20 protein-coding genes and 3 tRNA genes are annotated in these 23,259 nt (G+C 63.1%); 12 read left to right on the forward strand and 11 right to left on the reverse strand.

Annotated elements, in window-relative coordinates; all coding sequences use genetic code 11:
- The first annotated feature begins 75 nt into the window (after nt 1–75).
- Complete coding sequence (locus EL191_RS15165) at nt 76–1,101, forward strand: carbon-nitrogen hydrolase family protein (RefSeq protein ID WP_013716328.1); 1,026 nt, start codon at nt 76–78, stop codon at nt 1,099–1,101.
- Nucleotides 1,098–2,180, forward strand: coding sequence for an AraC family transcriptional regulator (locus tag EL191_RS15170; RefSeq protein WP_041980793.1), 1,083 nt, complete (start codon nt 1,098–1,100; stop codon nt 2,178–2,180). Before EL191_RS15165 ends, EL191_RS15170 begins: the two co-directional genes overlap by 4 nt.
- 194 nt (nt 2,181–2,374) lie before the next feature.
- On the opposite strand, the gene EL191_RS15175 is transcribed toward EL191_RS15170, so the two are convergent.
- The 4 genes from EL191_RS15175 to EL191_RS15190 all read right to left on the reverse strand — a co-directional run bounded on the left by EL191_RS15175 (nt 2,375) and on the right by EL191_RS15190 (nt 3,305).
- Nucleotides 2,375–2,451, reverse strand: a tRNA-Asp gene (locus EL191_RS15175).
- Nucleotides 2,452–2,558: 107 nt separating this feature from the next.
- Nucleotides 2,559–2,635, reverse strand: a tRNA-Asp gene (locus EL191_RS15180).
- Between the two features lie 31 nt (nt 2,636–2,666).
- Nucleotides 2,667–2,742 (reverse strand) — tRNA-Val (locus EL191_RS15185).
- 89 nt (nt 2,743–2,831) lie between these two features.
- Nucleotides 2,832–3,305, reverse strand: a complete 474-nt coding sequence (locus tag EL191_RS15190) for a MarR family winged helix-turn-helix transcriptional regulator (RefSeq protein WP_013716330.1) — start codon at nt 3,303–3,305, stop codon at nt 2,832–2,834.
- 108 nt (nt 3,306–3,413) lie between these two features.
- On the opposite strand from EL191_RS15190, the gene EL191_RS15195 reads away from it, so the two are divergent.
- From EL191_RS15195 to EL191_RS15215, 5 genes are all read left to right on the forward strand, one after another.
- Nucleotides 3,414–5,183, forward strand: coding sequence for an N-acetylglutaminylglutamine amidotransferase (locus EL191_RS15195; protein ID WP_041980791.1), 1,770 nt, complete (start codon nt 3,414–3,416; stop codon nt 5,181–5,183).
- A gap of 130 nt (nt 5,184–5,313) precedes the next feature.
- The gene (ngg, locus tag EL191_RS15200; RefSeq protein WP_041980788.1) at nt 5,314–7,053 is read left to right on the forward strand and encodes an N-acetylglutaminylglutamine synthetase; all 1,740 of its coding nucleotides are present in this window, start codon (nt 5,314–5,316) and stop codon (nt 7,051–7,053) included.
- 60 nt (nt 7,054–7,113) lie between these two features.
- Nucleotides 7,114–8,313 carry an osmoprotectant NAGGN system M42 family peptidase gene (locus EL191_RS15205; protein WP_017363728.1) on the forward strand — a complete coding sequence of 400 codons (1,200 nt, stop codon included), beginning with the start codon at nt 7,114–7,116 and terminating at the stop codon, nt 8,311–8,313.
- Nucleotides 8,314–8,516: 203 nt separating this feature from the next.
- The gene (locus EL191_RS15210) at nt 8,517–11,267 is read left to right on the forward strand and encodes a hybrid sensor histidine kinase/response regulator (RefSeq protein WP_041980785.1); all 2,751 of its coding nucleotides are present in this window, start codon (nt 8,517–8,519) and stop codon (nt 11,265–11,267) included.
- 64 nt (nt 11,268–11,331) lie between these two features.
- Nucleotides 11,332–11,583, forward strand: coding sequence for a YheU family protein (locus tag EL191_RS15215; protein WP_013716335.1), 252 nt, complete (start codon nt 11,332–11,334; stop codon nt 11,581–11,583).
- Here EL191_RS15215 and EL191_RS15220 read toward each other — a convergent pair.
- The 3 genes from EL191_RS15220 to ttcA form a co-directional block, all read right to left on the reverse strand.
- Nucleotides 11,573–12,244 carry a DNA-3-methyladenine glycosylase I gene (locus tag EL191_RS15220; RefSeq protein WP_013716336.1) on the reverse strand — a complete coding sequence of 224 codons (672 nt, stop codon included), beginning with the start codon at nt 12,242–12,244 and terminating at the stop codon, nt 11,573–11,575. The genes EL191_RS15215 and EL191_RS15220 overlap by 11 nt on opposite strands.
- Before the next feature lie 63 nt (nt 12,245–12,307).
- Entirely contained in the window at nt 12,308–13,366 is a 1,059-nt protein-coding gene (locus tag EL191_RS15225) for a 3-deoxy-7-phosphoheptulonate synthase (protein ID WP_041980782.1), read from the reverse strand.
- Between the two features lie 513 nt (nt 13,367–13,879).
- Nucleotides 13,880–14,704, reverse strand: a complete 825-nt coding sequence (ttcA, locus tag EL191_RS15230) for a tRNA 2-thiocytidine(32) synthetase TtcA (RefSeq protein WP_003244364.1) — start codon at nt 14,702–14,704, stop codon at nt 13,880–13,882.
- 100 nt (nt 14,705–14,804) lie between these two features.
- On the opposite strand from ttcA, the gene EL191_RS15235 reads away from it, so the two are divergent.
- From EL191_RS15235 to EL191_RS15250, 4 genes are all read left to right on the forward strand, one after another.
- Nucleotides 14,805–15,398, forward strand: coding sequence for a DNA-J related domain-containing protein (locus tag EL191_RS15235; RefSeq protein WP_041980780.1), 594 nt, complete (start codon nt 14,805–14,807; stop codon nt 15,396–15,398).
- A 167-nt stretch (nt 15,399–15,565) separates the two neighbouring features.
- Nucleotides 15,566–16,165 (forward strand): Yip1 family protein, encoded by a 600-nt coding sequence (locus EL191_RS15240; RefSeq protein WP_013716340.1) that lies wholly within the window; start codon nt 15,566–15,568, stop codon nt 16,163–16,165.
- Nucleotides 16,166–16,299: 134 nt separating this feature from the next.
- Nucleotides 16,300–16,962 (forward strand): Yip1 family protein, encoded by a 663-nt coding sequence (locus tag EL191_RS15245; protein ID WP_013716341.1) that lies wholly within the window; start codon nt 16,300–16,302, stop codon nt 16,960–16,962.
- Nucleotides 16,963–17,023: 61 nt separating this feature from the next.
- A complete protein-coding gene (locus EL191_RS15250; protein WP_041980778.1) occupies nt 17,024–17,518 on the forward strand; it encodes a SprT family zinc-dependent metalloprotease in 495 nt (164 codons plus the stop codon).
- 24 nt (nt 17,519–17,542) lie between these two features.
- Here the strand turns inward: EL191_RS15250 and EL191_RS15255 are convergent, their stop codons facing one another.
- The 4 genes from EL191_RS15255 to EL191_RS15270 form a co-directional block, all read right to left on the reverse strand.
- On the reverse strand, nt 17,543–17,950 hold the full coding sequence (locus EL191_RS15255; RefSeq protein ID WP_080558768.1) for a lysozyme inhibitor LprI family protein: 408 nt from the start codon (nt 17,948–17,950) through the stop codon (nt 17,543–17,545).
- Between the two features lie 55 nt (nt 17,951–18,005).
- A complete protein-coding gene (locus EL191_RS15260; protein ID WP_041980776.1) occupies nt 18,006–19,187 on the reverse strand; it encodes a CaiB/BaiF CoA transferase family protein in 1,182 nt (393 codons plus the stop codon).
- 36 nt (nt 19,188–19,223) lie between these two features.
- Entirely contained in the window at nt 19,224–20,864 is a 1,641-nt protein-coding gene (locus tag EL191_RS15265) for an AMP-binding protein (protein WP_017363738.1), read from the reverse strand.
- Nucleotides 20,865–20,954: 90 nt separating this feature from the next.
- Nucleotides 20,955–22,094, reverse strand: coding sequence for an acyl-CoA dehydrogenase family protein (locus EL191_RS15270; protein WP_041980773.1), 1,140 nt, complete (start codon nt 22,092–22,094; stop codon nt 20,955–20,957).
- Nucleotides 22,095–22,255: 161 nt separating this feature from the next.
- On the opposite strand from EL191_RS15270, the gene EL191_RS15275 reads away from it, so the two are divergent.
- On the forward strand, nt 22,256–23,254 hold the full coding sequence (locus tag EL191_RS15275; protein WP_041980772.1) for an AraC family transcriptional regulator: 999 nt from the start codon (nt 22,256–22,258) through the stop codon (nt 23,252–23,254).
- Nucleotides 23,255–23,259 lie beyond the last annotated feature (5 nt).

Here is a 23,259-nt window from a genome sequence, read left to right on the forward strand (position 1 = left end):
CAAAAATAGCAATTCGCCTTGGCAGCACGGCTCGACCGACCTAACCTGCACCGCAACGAAGCCGAACATCCCGAAATGCGCCTACTGATCACCCTACTGCTCTCACTCGCCCTGCTTGCCGGCCTCGGCAGCTATACCCACTGGGTCGGGCAGCGCCCCAGCGGCCACTACCTGTCCGATCTGCGCAGCCAGGTCGCGCTCGATATCGGCCAGCCTGGCTCGCGCGGCAACCTGTTGGGTATCCAGCCGGAACTGTTCACCGCCGACTATCAAAGCCTCGCTCGCCTGCGCCTGAAGCTGGCAGCCTATCTCGATCACGCCCGTGACCAGGGCCTGCTCAACGAGCGCACCGTCGTCGTGCTGCCCGAGCATATCGGCACCTGGCTGCTGGCTGTCGGCGAGAAGCAGGAGCTCTACCGCGCCAACGAACGCCGCCAGGCCATGCACTGGCTGGCGGCGACCAATCCGCTGGATTTTCTCGGTGCGCTGTTCAATGCCGGAAGCGATGCGCGCCTGGACGACGCCTTGCTGCGCACCAAGGCGAAGGCGATGGCCAGTGACTATCAGGAACTGTTCGGCGGCCTGGCCCGCGACTACCGGATCACCCTGCTTGCCGGCTCCATCGTCCTGCCCGAGCCCCGTGTGACGTCGGGGCGCCTAGAAGTCGGGCGCGGGCCGCTGTACAACACCAGCCTGGCGTTCGACCGCGCAGGCAATCCGCTGGGCCAGCCACAGCGCCAGCCCTTCGATGCCGGCGCACTCACCACCGAGGCGACAGATGCGCTGCAGATACTCAATACACCCGCCGGGCGCCTCGGCGTGCTGCTCGGCGGCGATGTCACCCAGCTTTCGCAGGCACATACCCCGAACGGTGAAAGCATCGAGTTGCTGGCCATGCCCAGCGACCTGAGCGCCCAGGTGGACGACGCCAGGCTCGAAGAACGGTTGCAGGCTGACGGCATCCGTACCGCACTTAAAGTCCACCTGCGCGGCAGACTGTGGGAGCTCAGCGGCCAACCCCAGGCACTGGCCTTCCATGCCGGCAGCAGCGAGCGAAGCAGCAGCGAACGCGGCGCACAACTGATCAACCTATGGTTATGAAAACATCACGCGTTCGCCTCGGCGACCTCTCGGTCGGCTTCACCCATGCACTGGCCGACGCGCTACGCGAACAGGGCCAGCGGCCGGAGCCACTGCTCGACCAGTTCGGCCTGGATGCCGCCCGCCTGAGCGAACCGCGCGCACGCCTGTCGATCCCGCGCTTCATGCGCCTTGGCCATAGCGCCATCGTCTTGTGCGGCAACCCGGCGCTGGGCCTGGACATGGGCCGCCACAGCCGCCTGAGCCAGGTTGGCCTGGCCGGCGTCTGCGCTGCGCAGGCGCCTGATCTGCGCGAGGCAGCGCGCACGCTGACGCGATTCGAGCCGCTGTACGCCGCCAACTATCGAGGCCGCTCGGGATTTAGCGAAGATGCCCGCGGCGCCTGGCTGCATTTCTATTCCATCAGTCCATACAACGCCTACAACCGCTTCGTGGTGGATTCGGTACTGGCCGGCTGGCAGATCAATCTGGGCCAGGTGGTCGGTCGCCCGGTCACCCTTGAAAAGGTCGAAATCGAATTTCCTGCGCCGGAGTATGACGAGCGCTACGAGGCGCTGTTCGGCTGCCCGGTGGAGTTCAACGCCGGTGCCAACCGGCTGCGCCTTGGCAATGAAGCCCTGGCGCAACGCAATCCGCAGCACTGCCCGGGCACCTGGCGGCATCTCGTGGAGTTATGTGAACGCGAACTGGATCAGCTGACCCGCACGCGCAGCCTGCGCGAACGCGTGATCCAGCTGCTGGGGCCATTGCTGCACGGGCACGAACCAGACCTGGATGAAGTCGCACGCAGCCTGCACCTGCCGAGTTGGACACTGCGGCGCAAGCTGGCCGAGGAAGGCACGCAGTTTCGCACCATCCTCAACGACACCCGTCGCGACCTGGCCACGGCCTATATCCGCGACACCGAACTGGCCTTCGGCGAGATCGCCTACCTGCTCGGCTTCGCCTCGGCCGAGGCGTTCCAGCGTGCATTCAAACGCTGGCTTGGACAAACACCCGGCGACTACCGCCGCGCACAGCGTCGCGCCGCTGGCGAAGCTCAGAGCTCGGTGGCGTCGTCGACGTCGATCACGTCCTGATCGAAGGCATCGCGTTCGAGCAACTCTTCTTGATAATCGTCCATCTTCGACTCTCCTAAGGTCTTTCGCTTGATCGATAGCAAGCTACTTTGCCCATATGAAGACAAGATGACGAAAAGTCGCAGGGCGATTGATTACCCCGGATCACAGGCAATAAAAAACCCGTCGATCTTTCGATCGACGGGTTTCGTATATGGCGCAGCGGACGGGACTCGAACCCGCGACCCCCGGCGTGACAGGCCGGTATTCTAACCGACTGAACTACCGCTGCGTGTCGGTTGGACTTGCGTCCAGAAAACTCTCGAAACTCTGTAGCCTCTGATGGTGCCCTGGTGGGCTTGCCATCTCAAACCGACGAACCGTCGATCTGGAAAATAATGGCGCAGCGGACGGGACTCGAACCCGCGACCCCCGGCGTGACAGGCCGGTATTCTAACCGACTGAACTACCGCTGCGCGTCGGCCGGACTTTCGTCCGAATTCGCTATGGTGGGTGGTGACGGGATCGAACCGCCGACCCTCTGCTTGTAAGGCAGATGCTCTCCCGGCTGAGCTAACCACCCATGTGCCTTAGCGAGGCGCGCACTTTATGCAGGTGGCGAAGCTAAGTCAACACCCTGCTTGAATTTTTTCTGAAAAAAGCGCGCCGGACTCAGTCCATCTCGCCGCACAGCTCGGCGGCCCTCAGCAAGGCTGCGGTCAGACTGTGGCGCTCCCAGTCGGCCAGCACGGCAAAACGCTGGTTGAACTCCGGCGGCATCAGCGACGGCGCCTGCTGGATCAACTCACGGCCGGCATCACTGATCAGCAGCCATTGCCGTCGGCGATCCTGATCATCGCGCTGACGCTGCAGCAGACCGCGCTCCTCGAGGCGGTCGAGCAAGCCGGAAAGCGTTGCTGCGGTCAGGCTCACGCGACTGCTGAGCACGCTGGCAGTCATGCGCGTCTCGCTGGCCAGTACCTGCAGGATCATCAACTGCATGGGTGTCAGTCCACCAAAACGGGCCAACCGCTTGGCATGCACTTCCCCTGCCTGCTGCAGGCGCCGCAGCGCCTGGAACAGTGGCATTTCAAAAGCCATGACAGATGACAAATCTATTTCAGCAGGAACTTTTTTAGCACTCATAAGCACCAATCCTTAACCACCAACACTTTGACATGAAAGCATTTTATTGTTTTGGTGTAAAAGGCTCGGCCACGAGCCACTCCCCAACGGCAACACCGGTAAGGAACTATGTGCGGAATAGCTGGAGAACTACGTTTTGATCGACGCCCCGCGGACCTGGCGGCAGTCGAGCGCATCACTCACCACCTCGCCCCTCGCGGCCCCGACGCCCACGGCTTTCATAGCCAGGGCCCCATCGCCCTGGGCCATCGCCGCCTGAAGATCATGGATCTGGCCGAAGCCTCAGGCCAACCGATGATCGACAGCGATCTCGGTCTGTCGATGGTGTTCAACGGCGCCATCTACAACTACCCCGAGCTACGCGCCGAGCTGGAAACGCTGGGTTATCGCTTCTTCTCCGGCGGTGACACCGAAGTGCTGCTCAAGGGCTATCACGCCTGGGGTGAAAAGCTTCTGCCCAAACTCAACGGCATGTTCGCCTTCGCCGTCTGGGAGCGCGACCAGCAGAGCCTGTTCATCGCCCGCGACCGTCTCGGCGTCAAACCACTGTACCTGTCGCGCACCGGTGAGCGCCTGCGTTTTGCCTCGTCGCTGCCGGCCCTGCTGCAAGGTGGCGATATCGCCAAGACGCTGGATGCCGTCGCGCTGAACCACTACTTGAATTTCCATGCCGTGGTGCCGGCGCCGCGCACCATCCTGGCAGGCGTGGAAAAACTGCCGCCGGCCACTTGGATGCGTATCGATGCCGAGGGCAAGTTCGAGCAGAAGACCTGGTGGACGCTACAGTTCGGCCCGCAAGGCGACGAGACCAATTACGGCCTTGAAGAATGGCGCAATCAGACGCTGGAAACCATGCGCGAGGCCGTAGCCATTCGCCAACGCGCTGCCGTCGACGTCGGCGTGCTGCTCTCCGGTGGAGTCGACTCGAGCATGCTGGTCGGCCTGCTGCGCGAGGCCGGCGTGGAAAACCTGCTGACCTTCTCCATCGGATTTCAGGATGCCGGCGGCGAACGTGGTGATGAGTTCCAGTATTCGGACCTGATCGCCCAGCGCTTCGCCACCAGCCACCATCAGCTGCGCATCGGCGAGCACGAGATTCTCGAGCAGTTGCCGCAGGCTTTCCGCGCCATGAGCGAGCCGATGGTCAGCCACGACTGCATCGCCTTCTACCTGCTTTCGCGCGAAGTGGCCAAGCACTGCAAGGTGGTCCAGAGCGGCCAGGGCGCCGACGAGCTGTTCGCCGGCTATCACTGGTACCCGCAGGTCGACGGCGCCAAGGATGCCTTCGCCGCTTATCGCGCGGCCTTCTTCGACCGCGAGCACGATGAGTACGCAGCCTGCGTGCAACCTGCCTGGCTGACCGGTGACATGGCCGGCGAGTTCGTTCGCGAGCATTTCGCCATGCCGGGTGCAGACGCCGCGGTAGACAAGGCACTGCGCCTGGACAGCACCGTCATGCTGGTCGACGACCCGGTCAAACGGGTGGACAACATGACCATGGCCTGGGGCCTGGAAGCACGTACGCCGTTTCTCGACTACCGCGTGGCCGAGCTGTCGGCGCGCATTCCGGCTCAGTTCAAGCTGCCGGAAGGCGGCAAATACGTGCTCAAGGAAGCGGCGCGCAAGGTCATTCCAAGCGAAGTGATCGACCGGCCCAAAGGCTACTTCCCGGTTCCCGGCCTCAAGCATCTGGAAGGCGCCACCCTCGGCTGGGTGCGCGACCTGCTGCTCGACCCGAGCCAGGATCGCGGCCTGTTCAACCCGAAGATGCTCGACCAGTTGCTGACCAACCCGCAGAGCCAGCTCACGCCGCTGCGCGGCTCCAAGCTGTGGCAGCTTGCGGCGCTCAACCTGTGGCTGAGCGAACAGGGTCTGTAACAGAGACGGAGCGGCCATTTGGCCGCTCCTGCGAGATCAATGGTCGTAGCCCGGCAAAGCCGGGATTTGTCGCGACTCAATGACGATCCGGCTCAGACCGGACGTAATGAACACGGACAGGGACTATTCCATGCGCTCCACTGCCTTCAACCAACGCCTGCTGCGCGGCCAGACGCCCTCCTACGAGCGCCTGCAAGCGCGCCTGGCTGAAGATCACGCCAGCCAGCCGAGTCAGCCGCAGGCCATCCATTGCGGTTGGGGCCGCCTGCTGATCGGCCACACCTACCCGGACCCCACCGTGCTGGCCGAAGCGCTGCTCAACGAGCAACCCGGCGAGCGCGATATCGCTCTGTACGTCGCTGCGCCGCACCAGGTACTGGCCCACGCCCCGCAGCAGCTATTTCTCGACCCCTCCGACACGCTGCGCCTGTGGTTCACCGACTACCGCCCGGCGCGTCGCAGTTTCCGGGGCTTTCGCATTCGCCGGGCGCAGAACGATGCCGACTGGCAGGCGATCAACTGCCTGTACCAGACCCGCGGCATGCTGCCGATCGACCCGGCCAAGCTCACGCCCTACAACGAAGGCGGCCCGACCTACTGGCTGGCCGAGGACGAGGACAGCGGCGCGGTGATCGGCAGCGTCATGGGCCTCAACCACCAGCGCGCCTTCCGTGACCCGGAAAACGGCAGCAGCCTGTGGTGCCTGGCAGTCGACCCGCAATGCAGCCGCCCAGGCGTCGGCGAGGTGCTGGTGCGTCACCTGATCGAGCACGGCATGAGCCGTGGCCTGGGCTACCTCGACCTATCGGTGCTGCACGATAACAAGCAGGCCAAGAAACTCTACGCCAAGCTGGGTTTCCGCGAGCTGCAGACCTTCAGCCTCAAGCGCAAAAACGGCATCAACCAGCCGCTGTTCCTTGGCCCCGGCCCGCAAGCCGAACTCAACCCTTACGCGCGCATCATCGTCGACGAGGCGCTGCGTCGCGGCATCGAGGTGCAGGTGGACGACGCCGAAGCCGGTCTGTTCACCCTCAGCCATGGTGGCCGACGCATCCGTTGCCGGGAGTCGCTGTGCGACCTGACCAGCGCCGTGAGCATGACCCTGTGCCAGGACAAGCGCCTGACCCACCGTGCACTGTCGCGTGCCGGCCTCAGCGTGCCAGCCCAGCGCCTGTCCGGCAGCGCCGAGGACAACGCCACGTTCCTCGCCGAGCACGGCTCGGTGGTGGTCAAGCCGGTGGATGGCGAACAGGGCCAGGGCGTAGCGGTCGATCTGCGCACGCCGGGTGAAGTGCAGGAAGCCATCGAACGCGCCCGTGTGTTCGACCAGCGCGTGCTGCTGGAGAGCTATCACGAGGGTTTTGATCTGCGCATCCTGGTGATCGGCTACGAAGTGGTGGCAGCGGCTATTCGCCGCCCGGCCGAGATCATCGGCGACGGCCGTCACAGCATCGGCAAACTGATCGACGCCCAGAGCCGCCGTCGCCAGGCCGCCACCGGCGGCGAAAGTCGCATCCCCAAGGACGCCGAAACCCTGCGCACCCTGCACGGTGCCGGCCTCGACTACGACAGCGTGTTGCCGGCCGGCGAGCGCCTGGCGGTACGCAAGACCGCCAACCTGCACACCGGCGGCACCCTGGAGGACGTCACTGCAGTCCTGCATCCGGCGCTGCGCGACGCGGCGATCAAGGCTGCCCGCGCCCTGGAAATCCCGGTGGTCGGCCTCGACCTGCTGGTACCTGCGGCCGACCAGCCTGATTACGTGTTCATCGAGGCCAACGAACGGGCCGGCCTTGCCAACCACGAACCGCAGCCGACTGCCGAGCGCTTCGTCGACCTGCTGTTTCCACTCAGCCAGGCAACGAGCTGAAAACTCTCCCCGGCCCTCTCCGAAATTTGGGAGAGGGCGATGCGAACGCGAGGAGCTTGCATGCAACAACTACCCGAACCCGATCTCGACTACATGCAGAAAGTGCTGCTGGAGATGCTCGCCATCCCCAGCCCTACCGGCTTCACCGACACCATCGTGCGCTATGTCGCCGAACGTCTCGAAGAGCTGGAAATCCCCTTCGAGCTGACCCGCCGCGGCACCATCCGCGCCACGCTGCGTGGGCGCCAGAGCGAATACGAGCGCTTCGATCGCGCGGTTTCCGCGCATCTCGACACCATTGGCGCCATCGTTCGCGAAATCAAGGACAACGGCCGCCTGGGTTTGGCACCGGTGGGCTGCTGGTCGAGCCGCTTCGCCGAGGGCAGTCGCGTCAGCCTGTTCACCGACAACGGCGTGATCCGTGGCAGCGTACTGCCGCTGATGGCATCCGGGCATGCCTTCAACACCGCCGTCGACACCCTGCCGATCAGTTGGGATCACGTCGAGCTACGCCTGGATGCCTACTGCGCGACCCGTGCCGATTGCGACTCGCTGGGCATCTCGGTCGGCGACTTCGTCGCCTTCGACCCGCTGCCGGAGTTCTCCGAAAGCGGCCATATCAGTGCCCGCCATCTGGACGACAAGGCTGGCGTCGCCGCTCTACTGACCTCGCTCAAGGCGATTCGCGACCACGGCCTGCAACCGATGATCGACTGCCATCCGCTGTTCACCATCACCGAGGAAGTCGGCTCCGGTGCAGCCGCCGCCCTGCCCTGGGATGTCAGCGAGTTCGTCGGCATCGACATCGCTCCGGTCGCCCTGGGTCAACAGTCCAGCGAACATGCGGTCAGCGTGGCCATGCAGGACTCCGGTGGCCCCTACGACTACCACCTATCACGTCAGCTGCTGCGCCTGGCTGCCGAGCAGGACGTGCCGGTGCGCCGTGATCTGTTCCGTTACTACCACAGCGATGCACAGTCGGCCGTCACCGCCGGCCATGACATTCGCACCGCCCTGCTGGCCTTCGGCTGCGACGCCACGCATGGCTACGAGCGCACCCATATCGATAGCCTCAAGGCCCTCAGCCGCCTGCTCACCGCCTATATGATGAGCCCGCCGGTATTCGCCAGCGACGCCCAGCCGGCGCAGGGTTCGCTGGAGCGTTTCAGCCATCAGCTGGAACACGATGCGCAGATGGAAAGCGATACCCGCGTCCCGCCCGTGGACAGCCTGGTCGGGCAACACGATCGCGACGCTTGAAGGCGCCGACACATAAAGGCAAAGTGACATGAAGGACGACAGGGGAGCATCAGCTCCCCTTTTTATGGCCAGCGCTCCGGTCGGCTACCCTTAGGGACGTCGCCGCGTGACGTTAAAAGAATGACTTCCGGCCATGCTGCATGGCCCATTGAGAAGGCGCCTGGCAAACAGCGCGGTTTGCAGACATCTTCTGAGGTTCACGGATGCCTCGCCTTTACCTGGCCTTGTTGCTGTTGTGGCTTGCCTGCCCAGCGTGGGCACTCACGCCTGCGCCGCTGGACAGCGACGACCTGCGCCTGTCTCTGGGCCCTTACACCAGTTATTACGAAGATGCCGATGGCACCCTTGGCGTAGCGCAGGTGCTGGCACTGGATGACGACGCCTTCCACGAAGTCGGTGGCGACCATATCAACCTGGGCAAGAACGCCTCGGTCTGGTGGTTCAAGATTCGCCTGGTCAATGCCCTGAAGCAGGAGCTGGGCGGCTACCTCGAAATCAACTATCCGCTGCTCGACCACCTGCAGGTTCACCTGTTCACCCCGGACGGCAAACATCTACAACAGGAAAGCGGCGATAGCTTCGCCTTCTCCCAGCGGCCGGTGCAGGTCCGTAATTTCTGGTTCCCCATGCAGCTCGAACCTGGCGTCAGCACACTGCTGGTTCGCGTGGAAACCACCAGCACGGTATTCGTGCCGCTGTTCTTCGCCACCTACGGTGCCAGCGCAGCAGCACAGGAAAATCTGATGGGCTTCAACGGCGCGTTCTACGGCGTGCTGTTCGCCATGTTCTGCTACAACCTGTTCCTCTATATTTCACTGCGCGAATCGGCCTATCTCTGGTACCTGGCCTACAACCTCAACGTTGGTCTGCTCGCTGCCTGCTTCGACGGCATGCTGTTCAAGTTGCTGCCCGAGCACGTGGCACTGCAGTCGGTCAGCATCTATATCCTGATGTACGTGCACTGCCTCACGGCCATCCAGTTCAGCCGCCACTTCCTTCACGCCCCGCAGTACTTCCCGCGCCTGGATACCTACCTGCGCCTCATGATGCTGATCTGCGTCGGCTGCCTGCTGTCGGTGCCGCTGATCGGCTTCGCAGCCTGGAACATCCTCGCCAGCGTGACGGTTTCCCTGGTCTCGCTGATCCTTCTGCTGACCGGCATCTACGTCTGGCGTCGCGGCGTGCGCTACGGCTCCTATTACACCCTGGCCTGGGCCATTCTGCTGTTCGCCTTCATCCAGGCCACCACCGGTTCGCTGGGGTTGGAAGTGCTCGGCGTGTTCGGCGCAACGGTGGTGAAGATCGGCGTGACCATCGAGCTGATCACCTTGTCCATCGGCCTGGCCGACCGCATCAACCTGCTCAAGGAGGAAGGCTTCCAGTCACGCCGCGCAGCCGAGCAGGCAGCCTTCGAGAGCCAGGCCAAGAGCCGCTTCCTGGCCAAGATGAGTCACGAGATCCGCACCCCGCTCAACGGAGTGCTGGGCATGCTGCAGCTGTTGCGCGAAACACCGATGGACCGCAGCCAGCGCTTTTATGTCGACACCATTTCCAGCTCTGGCAGCTCGTTGATGGCGGTGATCAACGACATTCTCGATTACGCCCGCATCGAGTCAGGCAAGCTCAGCCTGGAACAGATTGAGTTCGACCTGGAAGACATGATTTCCGAGACGCTCAGCCTGTTCACCGGCCAGGCGCTGGACAAGCGTCTGCGCCTCTACGTCAGCCTGGAAAATGGCGTACCTCGGCGCATTCAGGGTGACCCGACGCGACTCAAACAAGTCCTGATGAACCTGCTCAGCAACGCCCTGAAGTTCACCGCGGAAGGCCATGTCGCCGTCAGCGTCAGTCGCCGCAGCGACAGCCATGGCAAACCACACCTGGTATTTGCCGTCAGCGACAGTGGCATCGGCATCAGCGAGCAGGCGCTGGCGCAGCTGTTCGAATCCTTCGCCCAGGGCGACTCCAGCACCACGCGCCGCTATGGCGGCAGCGGGCTCGGGCTGGCTATCAGCAAGGAACTGGTGGAGATGATGGGCGGCCGAATCGAGGTGCAGAGCACGCTTGGCCAGGGCACTCGCTTCGCCTTCGACATCCCCTTGCTGAACGAGCAGGACGCGCCTGACGAGCTAAACCGCCTGCTGGCGGGCCGCACCGCCCTGCTCGCCTCGCTCGATGGCCTGGGCCTGGACGCCATGAGCCGCCTGCTCGGCCGCTGGGGCATGCGCACCGAGCGCTGCCAGACACCGGAACGGCTGCAGGACTACCTGGAGGATTTCACCGCGCCGCCGCTACTGGTGCTGATGGCGCCCTGGCCGGGTGGCGTCAACCACTGGCTCGACTCGATCAGGCCAAAACTGCAGGCGCAGCAACGCATAATGCTGATCTGCCCACCCGAGGCCTGTCCGCAGTTACCGGCAAGCCAGGGCCTGCGTCTGCAGCACCTGGCCCAACCGGTGGCAATCAATGCGCTGCGCCAGGCACTCACCGGGCTGTATGAAGAACCCAGAGCACAGGTACATCAGTTGGTCAGAGACATACGTAGCGACAACAGTAACGCCCCCTGCATCCTGGTGGCGGAGGACAACCCGGTAAACCAGCTGGTGGTTCAAGGCTTCCTGAAGAAACGCGGCTACAGCGTGCGCCTGGTCACCAACGGTCAGGCCGCAGTCGATGAGTACGGCCGTGACCCGGCTGCCGTGCACTTGATCCTGATGGACTGCGAGATGCCGGTCATGGATGGCTTCGAAGCCACCCGCCAGATACGGCGCCTGGAGCGCAGCCGGCAGGTCGCTGCAGTACCGATCATCGCCCTGACTGCACACATCCTCGAAGAGCACCGCCAGCACGGGCTGGATGCCGGCATGGACGATTTCCTCGGTAAGCCGCTGGATAGCGGGCTGCTCTACAGCACGCTGGAGCGATTTCTGAAACGCCCCGGCAATCGCGCCTGAACGCACTCGCAGCTGAGCGCCCTCTGGCTCTATCATGGCTGCCAACAACTGGAGTCGATTCGCTGTGCTGATCCCCGCTCACCTGCTGCAAGCCGATACCCTCACCGCCCTGATCGAAGATTTCGTCACCCGCGACGGCACCGATAACGGTGACGAAACACCGCTGGAAACCCGCGTACAACGAGTACGGCGAGCCCTGGACAAAGGCGATGCAGTGATCGTGTTCGACCCTGACAGCCAGCAGTGCCAGCTGGCGATGAAGCGTGACGTACCCAGAGAATGGCTGGATGCGTTGAACGATGCCCTCAATGATTGACCGTGTGCGCCAGCATCACCGATAGCTGGCACAATGGCCGGCCGCTTTCGGCGCGCCACTGGTTGAAGGCAGCCTGTACCGCAGCCAGATCCTTCTGGCTGGTCGGCGCCTTGTCGATCACCCCCTGAGCCTTCAACGCAGCGACCATGTCATCGGTGGGAATGAAGGTGTCCTTGCCCACCATGCGCAGGAAACGCGGCGCCGACAGGCCACCGAGCTGATTGCCGTGCTTAGCCAGGTACTTCCACAGCCCGACGATATCGCTCACCGGCCAGTCGGCGATCAGGGCACCGAAGCTACCCTTCTCGCGGCGCACGTCGAGGATGAACTGGGCGTTGCGCGGCACACTCTTGAGCTTGCCCAGGTGACGGATCAGCCGCGTGTCCTGCATCAGGTTCTCCAGACGCTCGGCGCCCATCAGCACCACCTTTTCCGGGTCGAAACCGAAGAACACTTCCTCGAACGCCGGCCACTTGGCATCCACCAGGCTGTGCTTGAGCCCCGCGCGAAAAATGCGCAGGCTGATCAGCGACAGGTAGCGGTCATCGCTCAGCGCCCGCAGCTCGGCATCGCTGCGCGGCTGCGGCAGCCTAGCCTCCAGCGCCTTCGCCGAGCCGAAACGGTTGAGGCAGAACTCGTGCAACCACTTGTAATCACGCATGAATCGAATCCTTCATGAAACGGATGACGAAGCCTGCACGCAGAGTCCCCCCTCTCGCAAGACTCAACCGCGCAAACGCTCGGCAGCCCGGCGCAAAGCAGCCTCGGTGCCGCTCCAGCCCAGGCAGCCATCGGTGATCGACACACCGTAGCGCAGCTCGCCGGACAGCGCCTGGCAGCCATCGAACAGATGGCTCTCCAGCATGACTCCACGCAGACTGGCGTCGCCCGCCAGACGCTGCTCGATCACGCTGTCCAGTACCGCCGGCTGGCGCAGCGGATCCTTGCCACTGTTGGCGTGGCTGCAATCGACCATGATGCGCGGCGCGATACACTGGCGCTGCAACGCCTCGCGCGCGGCGGCGACGCTAACAGCATCATGGTTCGGCGCGCCGTGGCCCCCACGCAACACCAGATGAGTGTCCGGATTGCCGGCGGTGTGCAGCAGGGCCGGATGGCCGAGATCGTCGATGCCGAAGTGCTGGTGCGGATGCGACGCCGAGCGCATGGCGTCGCAGGCGATGCCGACGCTGCCATCGGTGCCGTTCTTGAAGCCCACCGGCAGATCCAGGCCGCTGACCATCTCACGGTGCACCTGCGACTCACTGGTGCGCGCACCGATGGCCGCCCAGCCGAGCAGATCGTCGAAGTAGCCAGCCGCCATAGGTTGCAGCAGCTCGGTGGCCAGCGGCAGGCCGCGCTCGAGGATATCCAGCATCAACTGCCGCGATTGGCGCAGGCCCTCGGCCATGTCACCGCTGCCATCCAGGTGCGGGTCGTACAGCAGCCCTTTCCAACCCACGGTGGTGCGCGGCTTTTCCACGTAGGCGCGCATCACCAGCAGCAGTTGGTCATCCACCTGCGACGCCAGCTCGGCCAGGCGCTCGGCATATTCGAGGGCGCTGCTGCGGTCATGCAGGGAACAGGGGCCGACCACCACCAGCAGGCGTGAGTCGCGGCCATCGAGCACGGCGCGGATGGCGTCGCGGTCAGCGGCGATACGTTCGGCAAGGGCGGCGGATAGCGGCAGGCGCTGGCGCAAGACGGCGGGACTGGGCAGCGGCTGGGCGCTGCGGCGGGCGATGGTGGTGACGGTCGAGACGAGTTGAGCGGAGCTGTTCATGATCTGGCGGTTCCTTGGCCGGCGCGGTCGATGCCGCGGCGGCGCTAACTGAGTGTTCGTGGCAAAGGTGTCAGGGCAGTGGTGACGCTGCTAAATCGCCAGTCGTAGCGGTAGTTGCGGTAATAACGGTTCATCTGTGAGTCCTCGATCTGTGGCCATTTTCGGCCGAAAAAACAAAACCCCCGGTCGGGTTGCCGACCGGGGGTTTTCTGGAAAACGTCTCTGGTGGCGACCCTGGTTTCTCAGGCCGCCTGTGGGGTATCAGGCGCGCCTATGGCTAAACCAATACCCAAAGAAGTAATACGCCGCAGCCGCAACCGACTGCGCACGCGCCAACGCGGCGCGCGAGGCACCGGCTTGCAGCATGGACAGGAGGTTGAGGCTGGCGGACATGGAATTCTCCAAAGCGATGGCCGAAACATACTCCAGGCGTTTGCGGCCTGGCAAGCGTCGCGGCTAAAACCCCTCCCACAGATTCGAGTCACTTGTGGGAGCGGCTTCAGCCGCGATGGCTTACAGGCTCATCACATCGAGAAAGCGCGGCGTGGCGCTGTCGTCGATCTTCAGGCTCTTGAAGTCGAACAGGTTGCGATCCGCCAACTGCGAGGGGTGCACGTTCTGCAGGGCACGGAACATGATCTCGACGCGGCCCGGGCTCTTGCGCTCCCACTCCTGCAGCATCTCCTTGACCACCTGGCGCTGCAGGTTCTCCTGCGAGCCACAGAGGTTGCACGGGATGATGGGGAATTCCTTGAGCTGGCTGTAGGCCTCAATATCGGCCTCGGCGCAGTAGGCCAGCGGACGGATCACCACGTTGCGGCCGTCGTCGGAGAGCAGCTTGGGCGGCATGGCCTTGAGCGTGCCGCCGTAGAACATGTTGAGGAAGAAGGTTTCCAGGATGTCGTCGCGGTGGTGCCCCAGCGCCATCTTGGTCGCGCCGATCTCGTCGGCGTAGGTGTACAGCGTGCCACGACGCAGGCGCGAGCACAGCGAGCAGGTGGTCTTGCCCTCGGGGATCTTCTCCTTGACCACCGAGTAGGTGTCCTTCTCGATGATGTGGTACGCCACGCCGATGGATTCGAGGTAGGCCGGCAGCACGTGCTCGGGGAAGCCCGGCTGCTTCTGATCCATGTTCACCGCGACGATCTCGAACTTGATCGGCGCCACCTTCTGCAGGTACAGCAGCACGTCGAGCATGGTGTAGCTGTCCTTGCCGCCGGACAGGCAGACCATCACCTTGTCGCCATCCTCGATCATATTGAAGTCGGTGATGGCTTCGCCGGCCAGGCGGCGAATGCGCTTCTGCAGTTTGTTCTGGTTGACCGAGAGGGTGCCCATGGTGCGTCGAAATCCGAGGGGTGGGAACGAAAGCGCGACATTTTACGCACAAAGGCGCCGCGCCCCTACCCCGTCGACGGTTAAATGCTAGGCTCGGCCGATGAACGACGACCTCGACCCCAGCCAGGATCTCGCCGACCAGGTGCTGCAACTGCTGCAGGCAGCCCCCGAGGGCCTGGCCGAATACGCCCTGATCCAGCAACTCAAGGCCCACCATAGCGGCCACCTGCCGAACCTGCCGCTGACCGACAAGCTGGTGCTGTTTCGCACCCATTTTCTGCTGTTCAACGCACTCTACCGCCTGCGTGATCGGCTCTGGCAGTCGCAGACGCACCTGCTCGAAATCAGCCCGCTGTGCATCCGCCTGCTGCCCTATCAGCCAGGCAGTGCAGCGCTGAGCGAACGCGACGAGTTGCGCGATTACTACCTGGACATGAGTCAACTACGCGACACCGATGAGTGCGATGTCGAGCGCCTGCTGACCAGTTTCTGGACGCGCATGCACGGCGGCGACGAGAAACAGGCAGCACTGGAGTTGTTCGAGCTCAGCAACGAACGCACGCTCGATTTGCCACGAATCAAGCAGCGCTACCGACAAATGGTCAGCGTGCACCATCCGGACCGAGGTGGCAGCACAGAGCGGTTACAGTCGATCAACCTGGCAATGGAAATACTTGAGCGCTATTACCACTGAACGCTAGAGAGCAATTTGCTCTAAAGCCAGGCACCACGCCGACTCCAAGCCCTGCCTATACTGCGACATAAGGTCGCATAGATTTCGGCCTGACACCCGGTGGCGCTGTACACGCGTCCCGGGCGTTCGCTGGGGGGCGACCGTCATAAGAAAAGGAGGTGTCTGACATGATCCACCACGTTTGGGGGCTCTTCACCCATCCCGACCAAGAATGGCAAGAAATCCGTGGCGAGGAAGAATCCATCAGCCACATGTACCTGACCCACGTTCTGATTCTCGCGGCGATTCCCGCAATCTCAGCCTATATCGGCACCACCCAGGTCGGCTGGGCAATCGGCGACCGAGCACCCGTAATGCTTACCGAAGGCAGTGCGATGGTGATGACCATCATGTCCTACCTGGCGATGCTTGCAGGCGTGGCCGTGATGGGGGCGTTCATCCACTGGATGGCGCGCACCTACGATGCCAACCCGAGTCTGACCCAATGCGTGGTCTTCGCTGCCTACACCGCAACTCCGCTGTTCATCGGAGGTCTTGCAGCGCTTTACCCGCATCTGTGGCTGGGCATGGTCGTAGGCACGGTTGCAATCTGCTACACCGTCTACCTGCTCTATGTGGGTATACCGACCTTCATGAACATCCCTGACGACGAAGGCTTCATGTTCTCCAGCTCGGTGTTGGCCGTTGGCCTGGTCGTGCTGGTAGCGATGATCGCCAGCTCGGTAATTCTCTGGGGCATGGGCGTCGGCCCGATCTACACCAGTTGATCGCATCAGCAGCACATCATCAGGCCGCCTTCGGGCGGCCTTTTTCTTGCCCGCGGCATCCTGAGGAATTTGAGTTGAACCCTGCGCGGCAATGGCTGCCCGAACTATAAAGGCAGTCAGCGGATGGACAGACCATGTATGCGAACCTCTACACCCTTCTCACCCGCCCGGACCGCGCCTGGACGGCAATTCGTCAGGACGAAGAGCGCAACAGCGCCAACTACCTGCCCTATCTGCTGCTTTTCAGCCTGTTGCCGGCGGTTTGCCTGTTCATCGGCACCCACTGGGTAGGCTGGAGCCTAGTCGAAGAAGAACGCATCCGACTGGAAGCGGTAAGCGCACTGCAGTTGAGCGTACTGCTCTATCTGGCGACACTGATCGGCGTGTCCATCATGGGCTACTTCCTGCGCTACATGTCACGCACCTTCGAAGCCAGGCCTACCTTCAACCAGTGCATCGGCTTCATCGCCTATGCCTGTACGCCCTTCTTTCTCGCCGGAATCGCCGCACTCTACCCCGCCCGCTGGTTGGCAATACTGGTTCTGCTGGCAGCGTGCGCGCACACCGCTTATCTGATCTATGTCGGCCTGCCGCGCTTCATGCGCATCGACAACCAGCAGGGATTTCTCTACGCCTCCTCGATGATCGGCGTCGGCCTGCTGGTGGTCGTTACCATTCTGGTCAGCATGATCCTGTTCTGGTCTTACACCCTCGAACCGGACTACCAGCGAACAGTCGATGAAGACCAGAGCCGCGGCACGCAGCAGGAGCGCATGCAACCGCCAGGAGACGAGTGATACCTGCGCAGGCTGATTGCTTGCGGCATAATCCGCCATCAGCCTGCACCAGCGCCAGTCCATGCCCGAACAGATTCACGCCCGCGTCGAAGCCTGCTACCAGCAGGCGGAAGCCTTCTTCAAGCAACGCTTCGCCCGCCCAGAAATCAGCTTCAAGTTGCGAGGGCAGAAGGCAGGTGTCGCTCACCTGACGGAAAACAAGCTGCGCTTCAACCTGCAGCTCTACCGCGATAATCATGAGGACTTCCTGCGCCAGACGGTCCCGCACGAAGTGGCCCACATGATCGCTCACCAGCTGTTCGGCCCGCGCATCCAGCCCCACGGCGAGGAATGGCAATTAATCATGCGCGGCGTCTACGAACTGCCACCGCATCGCTGCCATAGCTACGAAGTCGAACGACGCAAGGTCAACCGCTTCATCTACCGCTGCAGCTGCGTGGATGGCGAGTTTCCCTTCTCGGCTCAGCGCCATGCGCTGGTGGCCAAGGGGCGCCGCTATTACTGCCGCCGCTGCAAGGCGACCCTGCATTTCACCGGTGAGCATCGCCAGGAATGATCGCGCGCTGGCGCACCGAAAAAGCTAACCCTCGAATGACTTCAGCCACTCGGTGCGTTCACGGGCCTGCTGCGCCTGGCATTCCGACTCCCAGAATCCGGTCCAGGGCGAGCCTTGCACTCGGTTACGCGCGTACAGGCTGCAATCCTGCTCGCGGAGCTTGACCCACAGCCGTTGGGCATCGCGCAGCTCCGTGGCGAACGTCGGGTCATACTGCTTGAGCGAGGCCATCACACGATCATAAGTGCCTTGCAGCTCCTGCTCGGCAGCCTTCCATACCGGCCCCTGACACATGAATGCGGCCATGGCGCTGCCCTGCTGACAGGGATCCTCCGTATCCTCGGCGGCCTGCGCAGAACTGAAGCCGACAGCAGCGCCCAACGCCAAGAGCCAGCCCAAGGCCCCCGGCGCCCTCCCCATGATTCCTTTCATACCCACGCTCCAATGCGATAAAGGCGCCCATCCTAAGCGGGCGCTGTTGCTCGCATCAACCGAACACGCGTGCCTCGCGCAACGCGGCAATTCGCTCGGCGTCGTAACCCAGCTCCTCCAGTACCTGCTCGGTATGCGCACCGAGCGCGGCCCCTACATGTTGCGGCGGCGGCAAACCGTCGGAGAACTTCAGCGGACAGGCCAGTTGCGCCTGCGCCGGCAAGCCTTCACGCGGCACCTCGACAACCAGTTCGCGCGACCTGATCTGCGGATGCTGCACCGCTTCGGACAGCGGCAGCATAGGCTCGACGCAGGCATCAAGTTCGGCGAACACCTGACTCCATTGCGCAAAATCGCGCTTCTCGAACTCGATCTCAATCTCGCGCTTGAGCGCGCGCTGGTCCTCGGGCTTTTGCGACAAACCACGCGCGGCCAGCTCGGGGCGACCAATCGCGGCGCAAAACTGCTGCATGAACTGAGGTTCCAGGCTGCCAACGGAAAACCAGCGGCCATCGCGCGTGCGGTAGTAGTCATAGAAGCTGCCGCCATTGAGCGCCTGGTTTTCCATGCCAGGCTCCACGCCAGCACCGAGATACCCGGCGCCAGCCATGCCGTGCAGGCTGAAGGCACAGTCGGTCATGCTCACATCGACCTGCTGGCCCTGGCCGCTGATCTGACGTTGCACCACCGCCGCGAGCAGACCGATTACCCCATGCAGCGAACCACCCGCCAGGTCGGCCAGTTGCACGCCGAGCGGCAGCGGGCCGCTGTCCTGGCGCCCTGTGTAACTGGCGATGCCGGCCAACGCCAGGTAGTTGATATCGTGCCCGGCGCGATCACGGTAAGGTCCACTCTGACCGTAACCGGTGATCGACACGTAGATCAGCCGCGGGTTGACCGCCTTGAGCGCTTCGTAGCCGACACCCAGCTTGTCCATCACGCCGGGGCGGAACTGCTCGAGCACGATGTCGTACTCGCCAACCAATTGCTTGACCACCTCAACGGCCTCTGGCCGCTTTAGGTCCAGGGCGATGCTGCGCTTGTTGCGGTTCAGATAGGCGTGGCTGGTGGACGTTCCTCCCTCGTGCGGCGGTAGCACGCGTACCAGATCCATGCGTGTGGGCGACTCCACCCGTAGCACCTCAGCGCCCATATCGGCCAACAGCAGCGACGCGAACGGCCCCGGCAGCAGTGTGGAAAAATCGAGAATCTTCAGCGATGACAAGGGCCCGGACATGGTGACTCCAGATGGCAAGAAATGATGAAGGGCTGATCAGGCTTCCCAGACGATAGCGGCATCACTGGACAAACCGGCAATGACTTCGGCATAGCGCACCTCCAGTACATTGCGACGAATCTTCATGGTTGGCGTCATGCTGCCGTTATCCACCGTCCAGGGTTCGCTGACCAGATAGAAGTGACTGATGCGCTCATGCGGCTCCAGCCCCAGATTGACTGCATGCAGATGTTCGGTCAGCGACTGCTCCAGCGCCTCGCGAGATTGCTGGCGAGCAGCCGGTGACAGTTCGATCAACGCCAGCGGTTGATCGAGATTGCTGCCCATCAGGCACACCTGCTCGACCCAGTGACTCTTGGCTATCTCGCCCTCGATGGGCGCCGGCGCCACGTACTTGCCCTTGCTGGTCTTGAAGATGTCCTTCACCCGCCCGGTAATGCGCAGATAGCCGGCCTCATCCAGCTGGCCGCGATCCCCCGTGTGCAACCAGCCGTCCCTGAGTGTTTCCCCGGTTTTCTCTGGTTCGCGATAATAGCCCTGCATCAGCGTTTCGCTGCGCAGCAGAATCTCGCCAGCCGCATCGATGCGCACCTGCAGATTCGGCATCGGCCTGCCCACGGTGCCGAAGCGCACCTGGCCGGGGCGATTGAAACAGCCATAGGCAAAGTGCTCGGTCATACCGTAGCCCTCGCAAATGGTCATGCCCAACCGCCGGTACCACTCCAACAAGCCGGTGGAAATCGCCGCCGCACCCGATACCAGAATCCGCGCGCGATCCAGCCCCAAGCCTGCGCGCACCTTGTGCGCCACCAGACGCCCGAGCAGCGGAATGCGCAGCAGGCGCTCGAGCTTGTGCGCCGGCAGTTTCTCCAGCACGCCCTGTTGAAAGCGCGTCCACAATCGCGGCACCGAGAAGAACACCGTGGGCCGTACCTGGCGCAGGTCGCTGGCGAAAGTCTCCAGGGATTCGACGAAGGCCACCGGCGCACCGCAATAAAGGCTGTTGAACTCCACCAGAAAACGCTCGGCAGCATGCGACAGCGGCAGGTAGGAGAAAAACTGATCCTGCGGCGTCATGTTCATCTCCGCCGTGGCGTTGGCCGACGAGAACGCCATTGCGTGGGCCGAGAGCATCACGCCCTTGGGCTGCCCCGTCGTACCCGAGGTATAGAGAATCGACAGCAGATCCTCACCACGCTGCAAACGCGTACCGGGCAACGGTTCGTGCGCGGCGAGCAAGGTCTGCCATTGATGCTCGGCGGGCATGGTCGGATAAGGCATGGCGATGCGGGTGATATGCGGCGCGATACCGCTGGCCAGCTTGTCCGGCTCATCCAGTTTGCCCAGCAGAATCACCTTGCAACCGGCGTGTTCCAGCACATAGGCAATCTGCTCCGGAGCCTGCAGCGGATACAACGGCACGCTGATCAACCCGGCGTGCTGGATGGCCAGGTCGCTGATGAACCATTCGGCGCAGTTCTTCGCCAACAGGGCGACACGCTCGCCAGGCACGCAACCCAGGGCCAGCAACGCACTGGCCAGACGCCGCGCCTGATCATCGACCTGACGCCAGCTGTAGTCATGCCACACACCATTGACCGGCTGACGTAACCAGACAGCGTCAGGCTGGCGGTGCAACCAGTGGTTGAAGCGTTCGAGAGGCAGTTGCAAGGTCATGAGTGATCGCCTTCTTGTTGTTATGTTCTCCTGCTCATCACGGTGAGCGCGCTATGACGGTAGACCTCCACAGACCGTCATAGCGTGGAGCTACAGCTTCATCCCACGGCTGATGATTTCCTTCATGATTTCCGAGGTACCCGCAAAGATTCGCTGAATACGCGCGTTCGCGTACATCTTGCAGATCGGGTATTCCCACATGTAACCCCAGCCACCATGCAGCTGTACGCCCTCGTCCACCACCTTGCCGAGCAGTTCGGTGGTGAACAGCTTGGCCTCGGCGGCCACCTCGGGGCTGAGCTTCTTCTGGTTGTGATCCATCACGCAGCGGTCGGTGAAGACCTGGGCCACGTCGATCTGCGTGCGCATTTCCGCCAGTTTGAAGCGGGTGTTCTGAAAGTGCGCCACCGGACGGCCGAACGCCTGGCGCTCCCTGACGTAATCGATGGTGGTCTGCAATGCTGCCTCGGCACCAGCTACCGCACCGCAGGCGTTGGTCAGGCGCTCCTGGGCGAGCATGTTCATCAGGTAGAAGAAACCGCCCTTGGCATCGCCGAGCAGGTTCTCCTTGGGCACCTTGACGTCATTGAAGAACAGCTCGGCAGTGTCCTGGCTGTGCATGCCGAGCTTCTTCAACTTCTTGCCGCGCTCGAAACCCGGCATGCCGCGCTCCACCAGAAACAGGCCCATGGCGTGCTTGTTGGCCGGATCGGTCTTGGCCGCGACGATTACCACGTCGGCCAGGTAGCCGTTGGAGATGAACACCTTGGAGCCGTTGAGCAACCAGTGATCGCCCTTGTCCACCGCCGTGGTGCGCATGCCGGCCAGATCGGAGCCGGCCGAGGGTTCGGTCATCGCCACCGCGAGAATCGTCTCGCCGCTGATGATGCCCGGCAGCAAACGCGCCTTCTGCTCGGCATTGCCATACTCGGCGATGTAGGGACCACACAACGCCGAGTGCAGCGGCAGCATGAAGCCGGGCTCGTTGATGCGCGCCAGCTCCTCGCACATGATCTGCTCGTAACGAAAATCCTTGAGCCCCGCGCCGCCGTACTCCTCGTCTGCCCAGGGCAGCAGAAAGCCCATCTCGCCAGCCTTGCGCCACACGCTTCGATCCACCACACCGGCCTCTTCCCAGGCCTCCTGATTGGGCACCACTTCCTTGTCGAGAAAGGCCGCGAAGGCATCGCGGAACAGGTTGTGCTCGGTGTCGAAATGGCTGCGCTGCATGGGCGGGTCCTCCGCTGTTGTTATGCCATTGAGGGTAAGGGCCACCCCGCGCGCCCTCAATGACCCATGCGCTCAGCCTCGGTTGACCCAATCGCTCGGCTGGCTTGCCCAAGCCGAGCGCAGCTGCCTACCATCGGCGATCTTCGCTATCGGAACCCAGCATGCGCGAACGAACCATCGCTAGCCATTTCGTCCGCGCCGCCCTGCGCGGCGCCGACCGTCGCGGCCTGGCCTGTGAGGTGATTCTGCGTCAGGCCGGCATCCAGCCCGCCGTACTCGTCGAGCCACGTGCGCGTATCGCCCCCGAGCAATTCGCCCGGCTGATGCAACTGCTGTGGGAAGCGCTGGATGACGAATACCTGGGCTTCGGTCGCCAGCCAAGCAAGCGCGGCACCTTCGCCATGATGGGCCATGCCATCATCCATTGCCGCAGCCTCGAAAAGGCCCTCAGCCGCGGCGCCATGTTCTACGGTCTGTTTCCCGACGCCCCCGGCATCCGCCTGCAACGCGAAGGCGACTGGGCGCGACTGAGCGTGGACGACAGCGCGCTGTGGGACCCGGACCATTTTCTGGTGGAGAGCCTGCTGGTGATCTGGCATCGCCTGGGCAGTTGGTTGATCGGCCAGCGTATTCGCCTGGAAGAAGCCACCTTCGCCTACCCAAAACCTACGCACGCCGCTGAATACGAACTGCTGTTTCCCTGCAAGCAGCGCTTCGCTGCCGGGCAAACCAGCCTGTTGTTCCATGCCCGCTACCTGACGATGCCCTTGCTGCAGGACGAACGCACGCTCAAGCAATTCCTCCAGCACTCCCCCGCCGACCTGCTGGCCCGCCCCGACGGCGGCGACAGCCTGATCAGCCAGATTCGTCGCCTGCTCGGCCGCGACTGCCGCACTTGGCCCGACCTGGAGCAGGTCGCCCAGCACCTGCACACCAGCCCGCAAACCCTACGCCGCCACCTGCGCGAAGAAGGCACCAGCTTTCAGGAACTCAAGGACCACCTGCGCCGCGACCTCGCGATCTATCACCTGGGGCGCGACGAACTGGCGATTCAGGACATCGCCGAACAACTCGGCTTCTCCGAACCCTCGGCATTTCATCGGGCTTTCAAGAAATGGACGGGGCTGACGCCGGGGGCGTATCGGGCGCAGGAGGGGTAAGTCGT

Source organism: Pseudomonas mendocina (assembly GCF_900636545.1).
GTDB lineage: Bacteria > Pseudomonadota > Gammaproteobacteria > Pseudomonadales > Pseudomonadaceae > Aquipseudomonas > Aquipseudomonas mendocina.

What these genes read in the sequence shown, in the direction of transcription:
- EL191_RS15165 (WP_013716328.1), top strand. Translation starts at nt 76, where the DNA reads ATGCGCCTACTGATCACCCTACTGCTCTCACTCGCCCTGCTTGCCGGC.
- EL191_RS15170 (WP_041980793.1), top strand. Translation starts at nt 1,098, where the DNA reads ATGAAAACATCACGCGTTCGCCTCGGCGACCTCTCGGTCGGCTTCACC.
- EL191_RS15190 (WP_013716330.1), bottom strand. Translation starts at nt 3,305, where the DNA reads ATGAGTGCTAAAAAAGTTCCTGCTGAAATAGATTTGTCATCTGTCATG.
- EL191_RS15195 (WP_041980791.1), top strand. Translation starts at nt 3,414, where the DNA reads ATGTGCGGAATAGCTGGAGAACTACGTTTTGATCGACGCCCCGCGGAC.
- ngg (WP_041980788.1), top strand. Translation starts at nt 5,314, where the DNA reads ATGCGCTCCACTGCCTTCAACCAACGCCTGCTGCGCGGCCAGACGCCC.
- EL191_RS15205 (WP_017363728.1), top strand. Translation starts at nt 7,114, where the DNA reads ATGCAACAACTACCCGAACCCGATCTCGACTACATGCAGAAAGTGCTG.
- EL191_RS15210 (WP_041980785.1), top strand. Translation starts at nt 8,517, where the DNA reads ATGCCTCGCCTTTACCTGGCCTTGTTGCTGTTGTGGCTTGCCTGCCCA.
- EL191_RS15220 (WP_013716336.1), bottom strand. Translation starts at nt 12,244, where the DNA reads ATGCGTGATTACAAGTGGTTGCACGAGTTCTGCCTCAACCGTTTCGGC.
- EL191_RS15225 (WP_041980782.1), bottom strand. Translation starts at nt 13,366, where the DNA reads ATGAACAGCTCCGCTCAACTCGTCTCGACCGTCACCACCATCGCCCGC.
- ttcA (WP_003244364.1), bottom strand. Translation starts at nt 14,704, where the DNA reads ATGGGCACCCTCTCGGTCAACCAGAACAAACTGCAGAAGCGCATTCGC.
- EL191_RS15235 (WP_041980780.1), top strand. Translation starts at nt 14,805, where the DNA reads ATGAACGACGACCTCGACCCCAGCCAGGATCTCGCCGACCAGGTGCTG.
- EL191_RS15240 (WP_013716340.1), top strand. Translation starts at nt 15,566, where the DNA reads ATGATCCACCACGTTTGGGGGCTCTTCACCCATCCCGACCAAGAATGG.
- EL191_RS15245 (WP_013716341.1), top strand. Translation starts at nt 16,300, where the DNA reads ATGTATGCGAACCTCTACACCCTTCTCACCCGCCCGGACCGCGCCTGG.
- EL191_RS15250 (WP_041980778.1), top strand. Translation starts at nt 17,024, where the DNA reads ATGCCCGAACAGATTCACGCCCGCGTCGAAGCCTGCTACCAGCAGGCG.
- EL191_RS15255 (WP_080558768.1), bottom strand. Translation starts at nt 17,950, where the DNA reads ATGAAAGGAATCATGGGGAGGGCGCCGGGGGCCTTGGGCTGGCTCTTG.
- EL191_RS15260 (WP_041980776.1), bottom strand. Translation starts at nt 19,187, where the DNA reads ATGTCCGGGCCCTTGTCATCGCTGAAGATTCTCGATTTTTCCACACTG.
- EL191_RS15265 (WP_017363738.1), bottom strand. Translation starts at nt 20,864, where the DNA reads ATGACCTTGCAACTGCCTCTCGAACGCTTCAACCACTGGTTGCACCGC.
- EL191_RS15270 (WP_041980773.1), bottom strand. Translation starts at nt 22,094, where the DNA reads ATGCAGCGCAGCCATTTCGACACCGAGCACAACCTGTTCCGCGATGCC.
- EL191_RS15275 (WP_041980772.1), top strand. Translation starts at nt 22,256, where the DNA reads ATGCGCGAACGAACCATCGCTAGCCATTTCGTCCGCGCCGCCCTGCGC.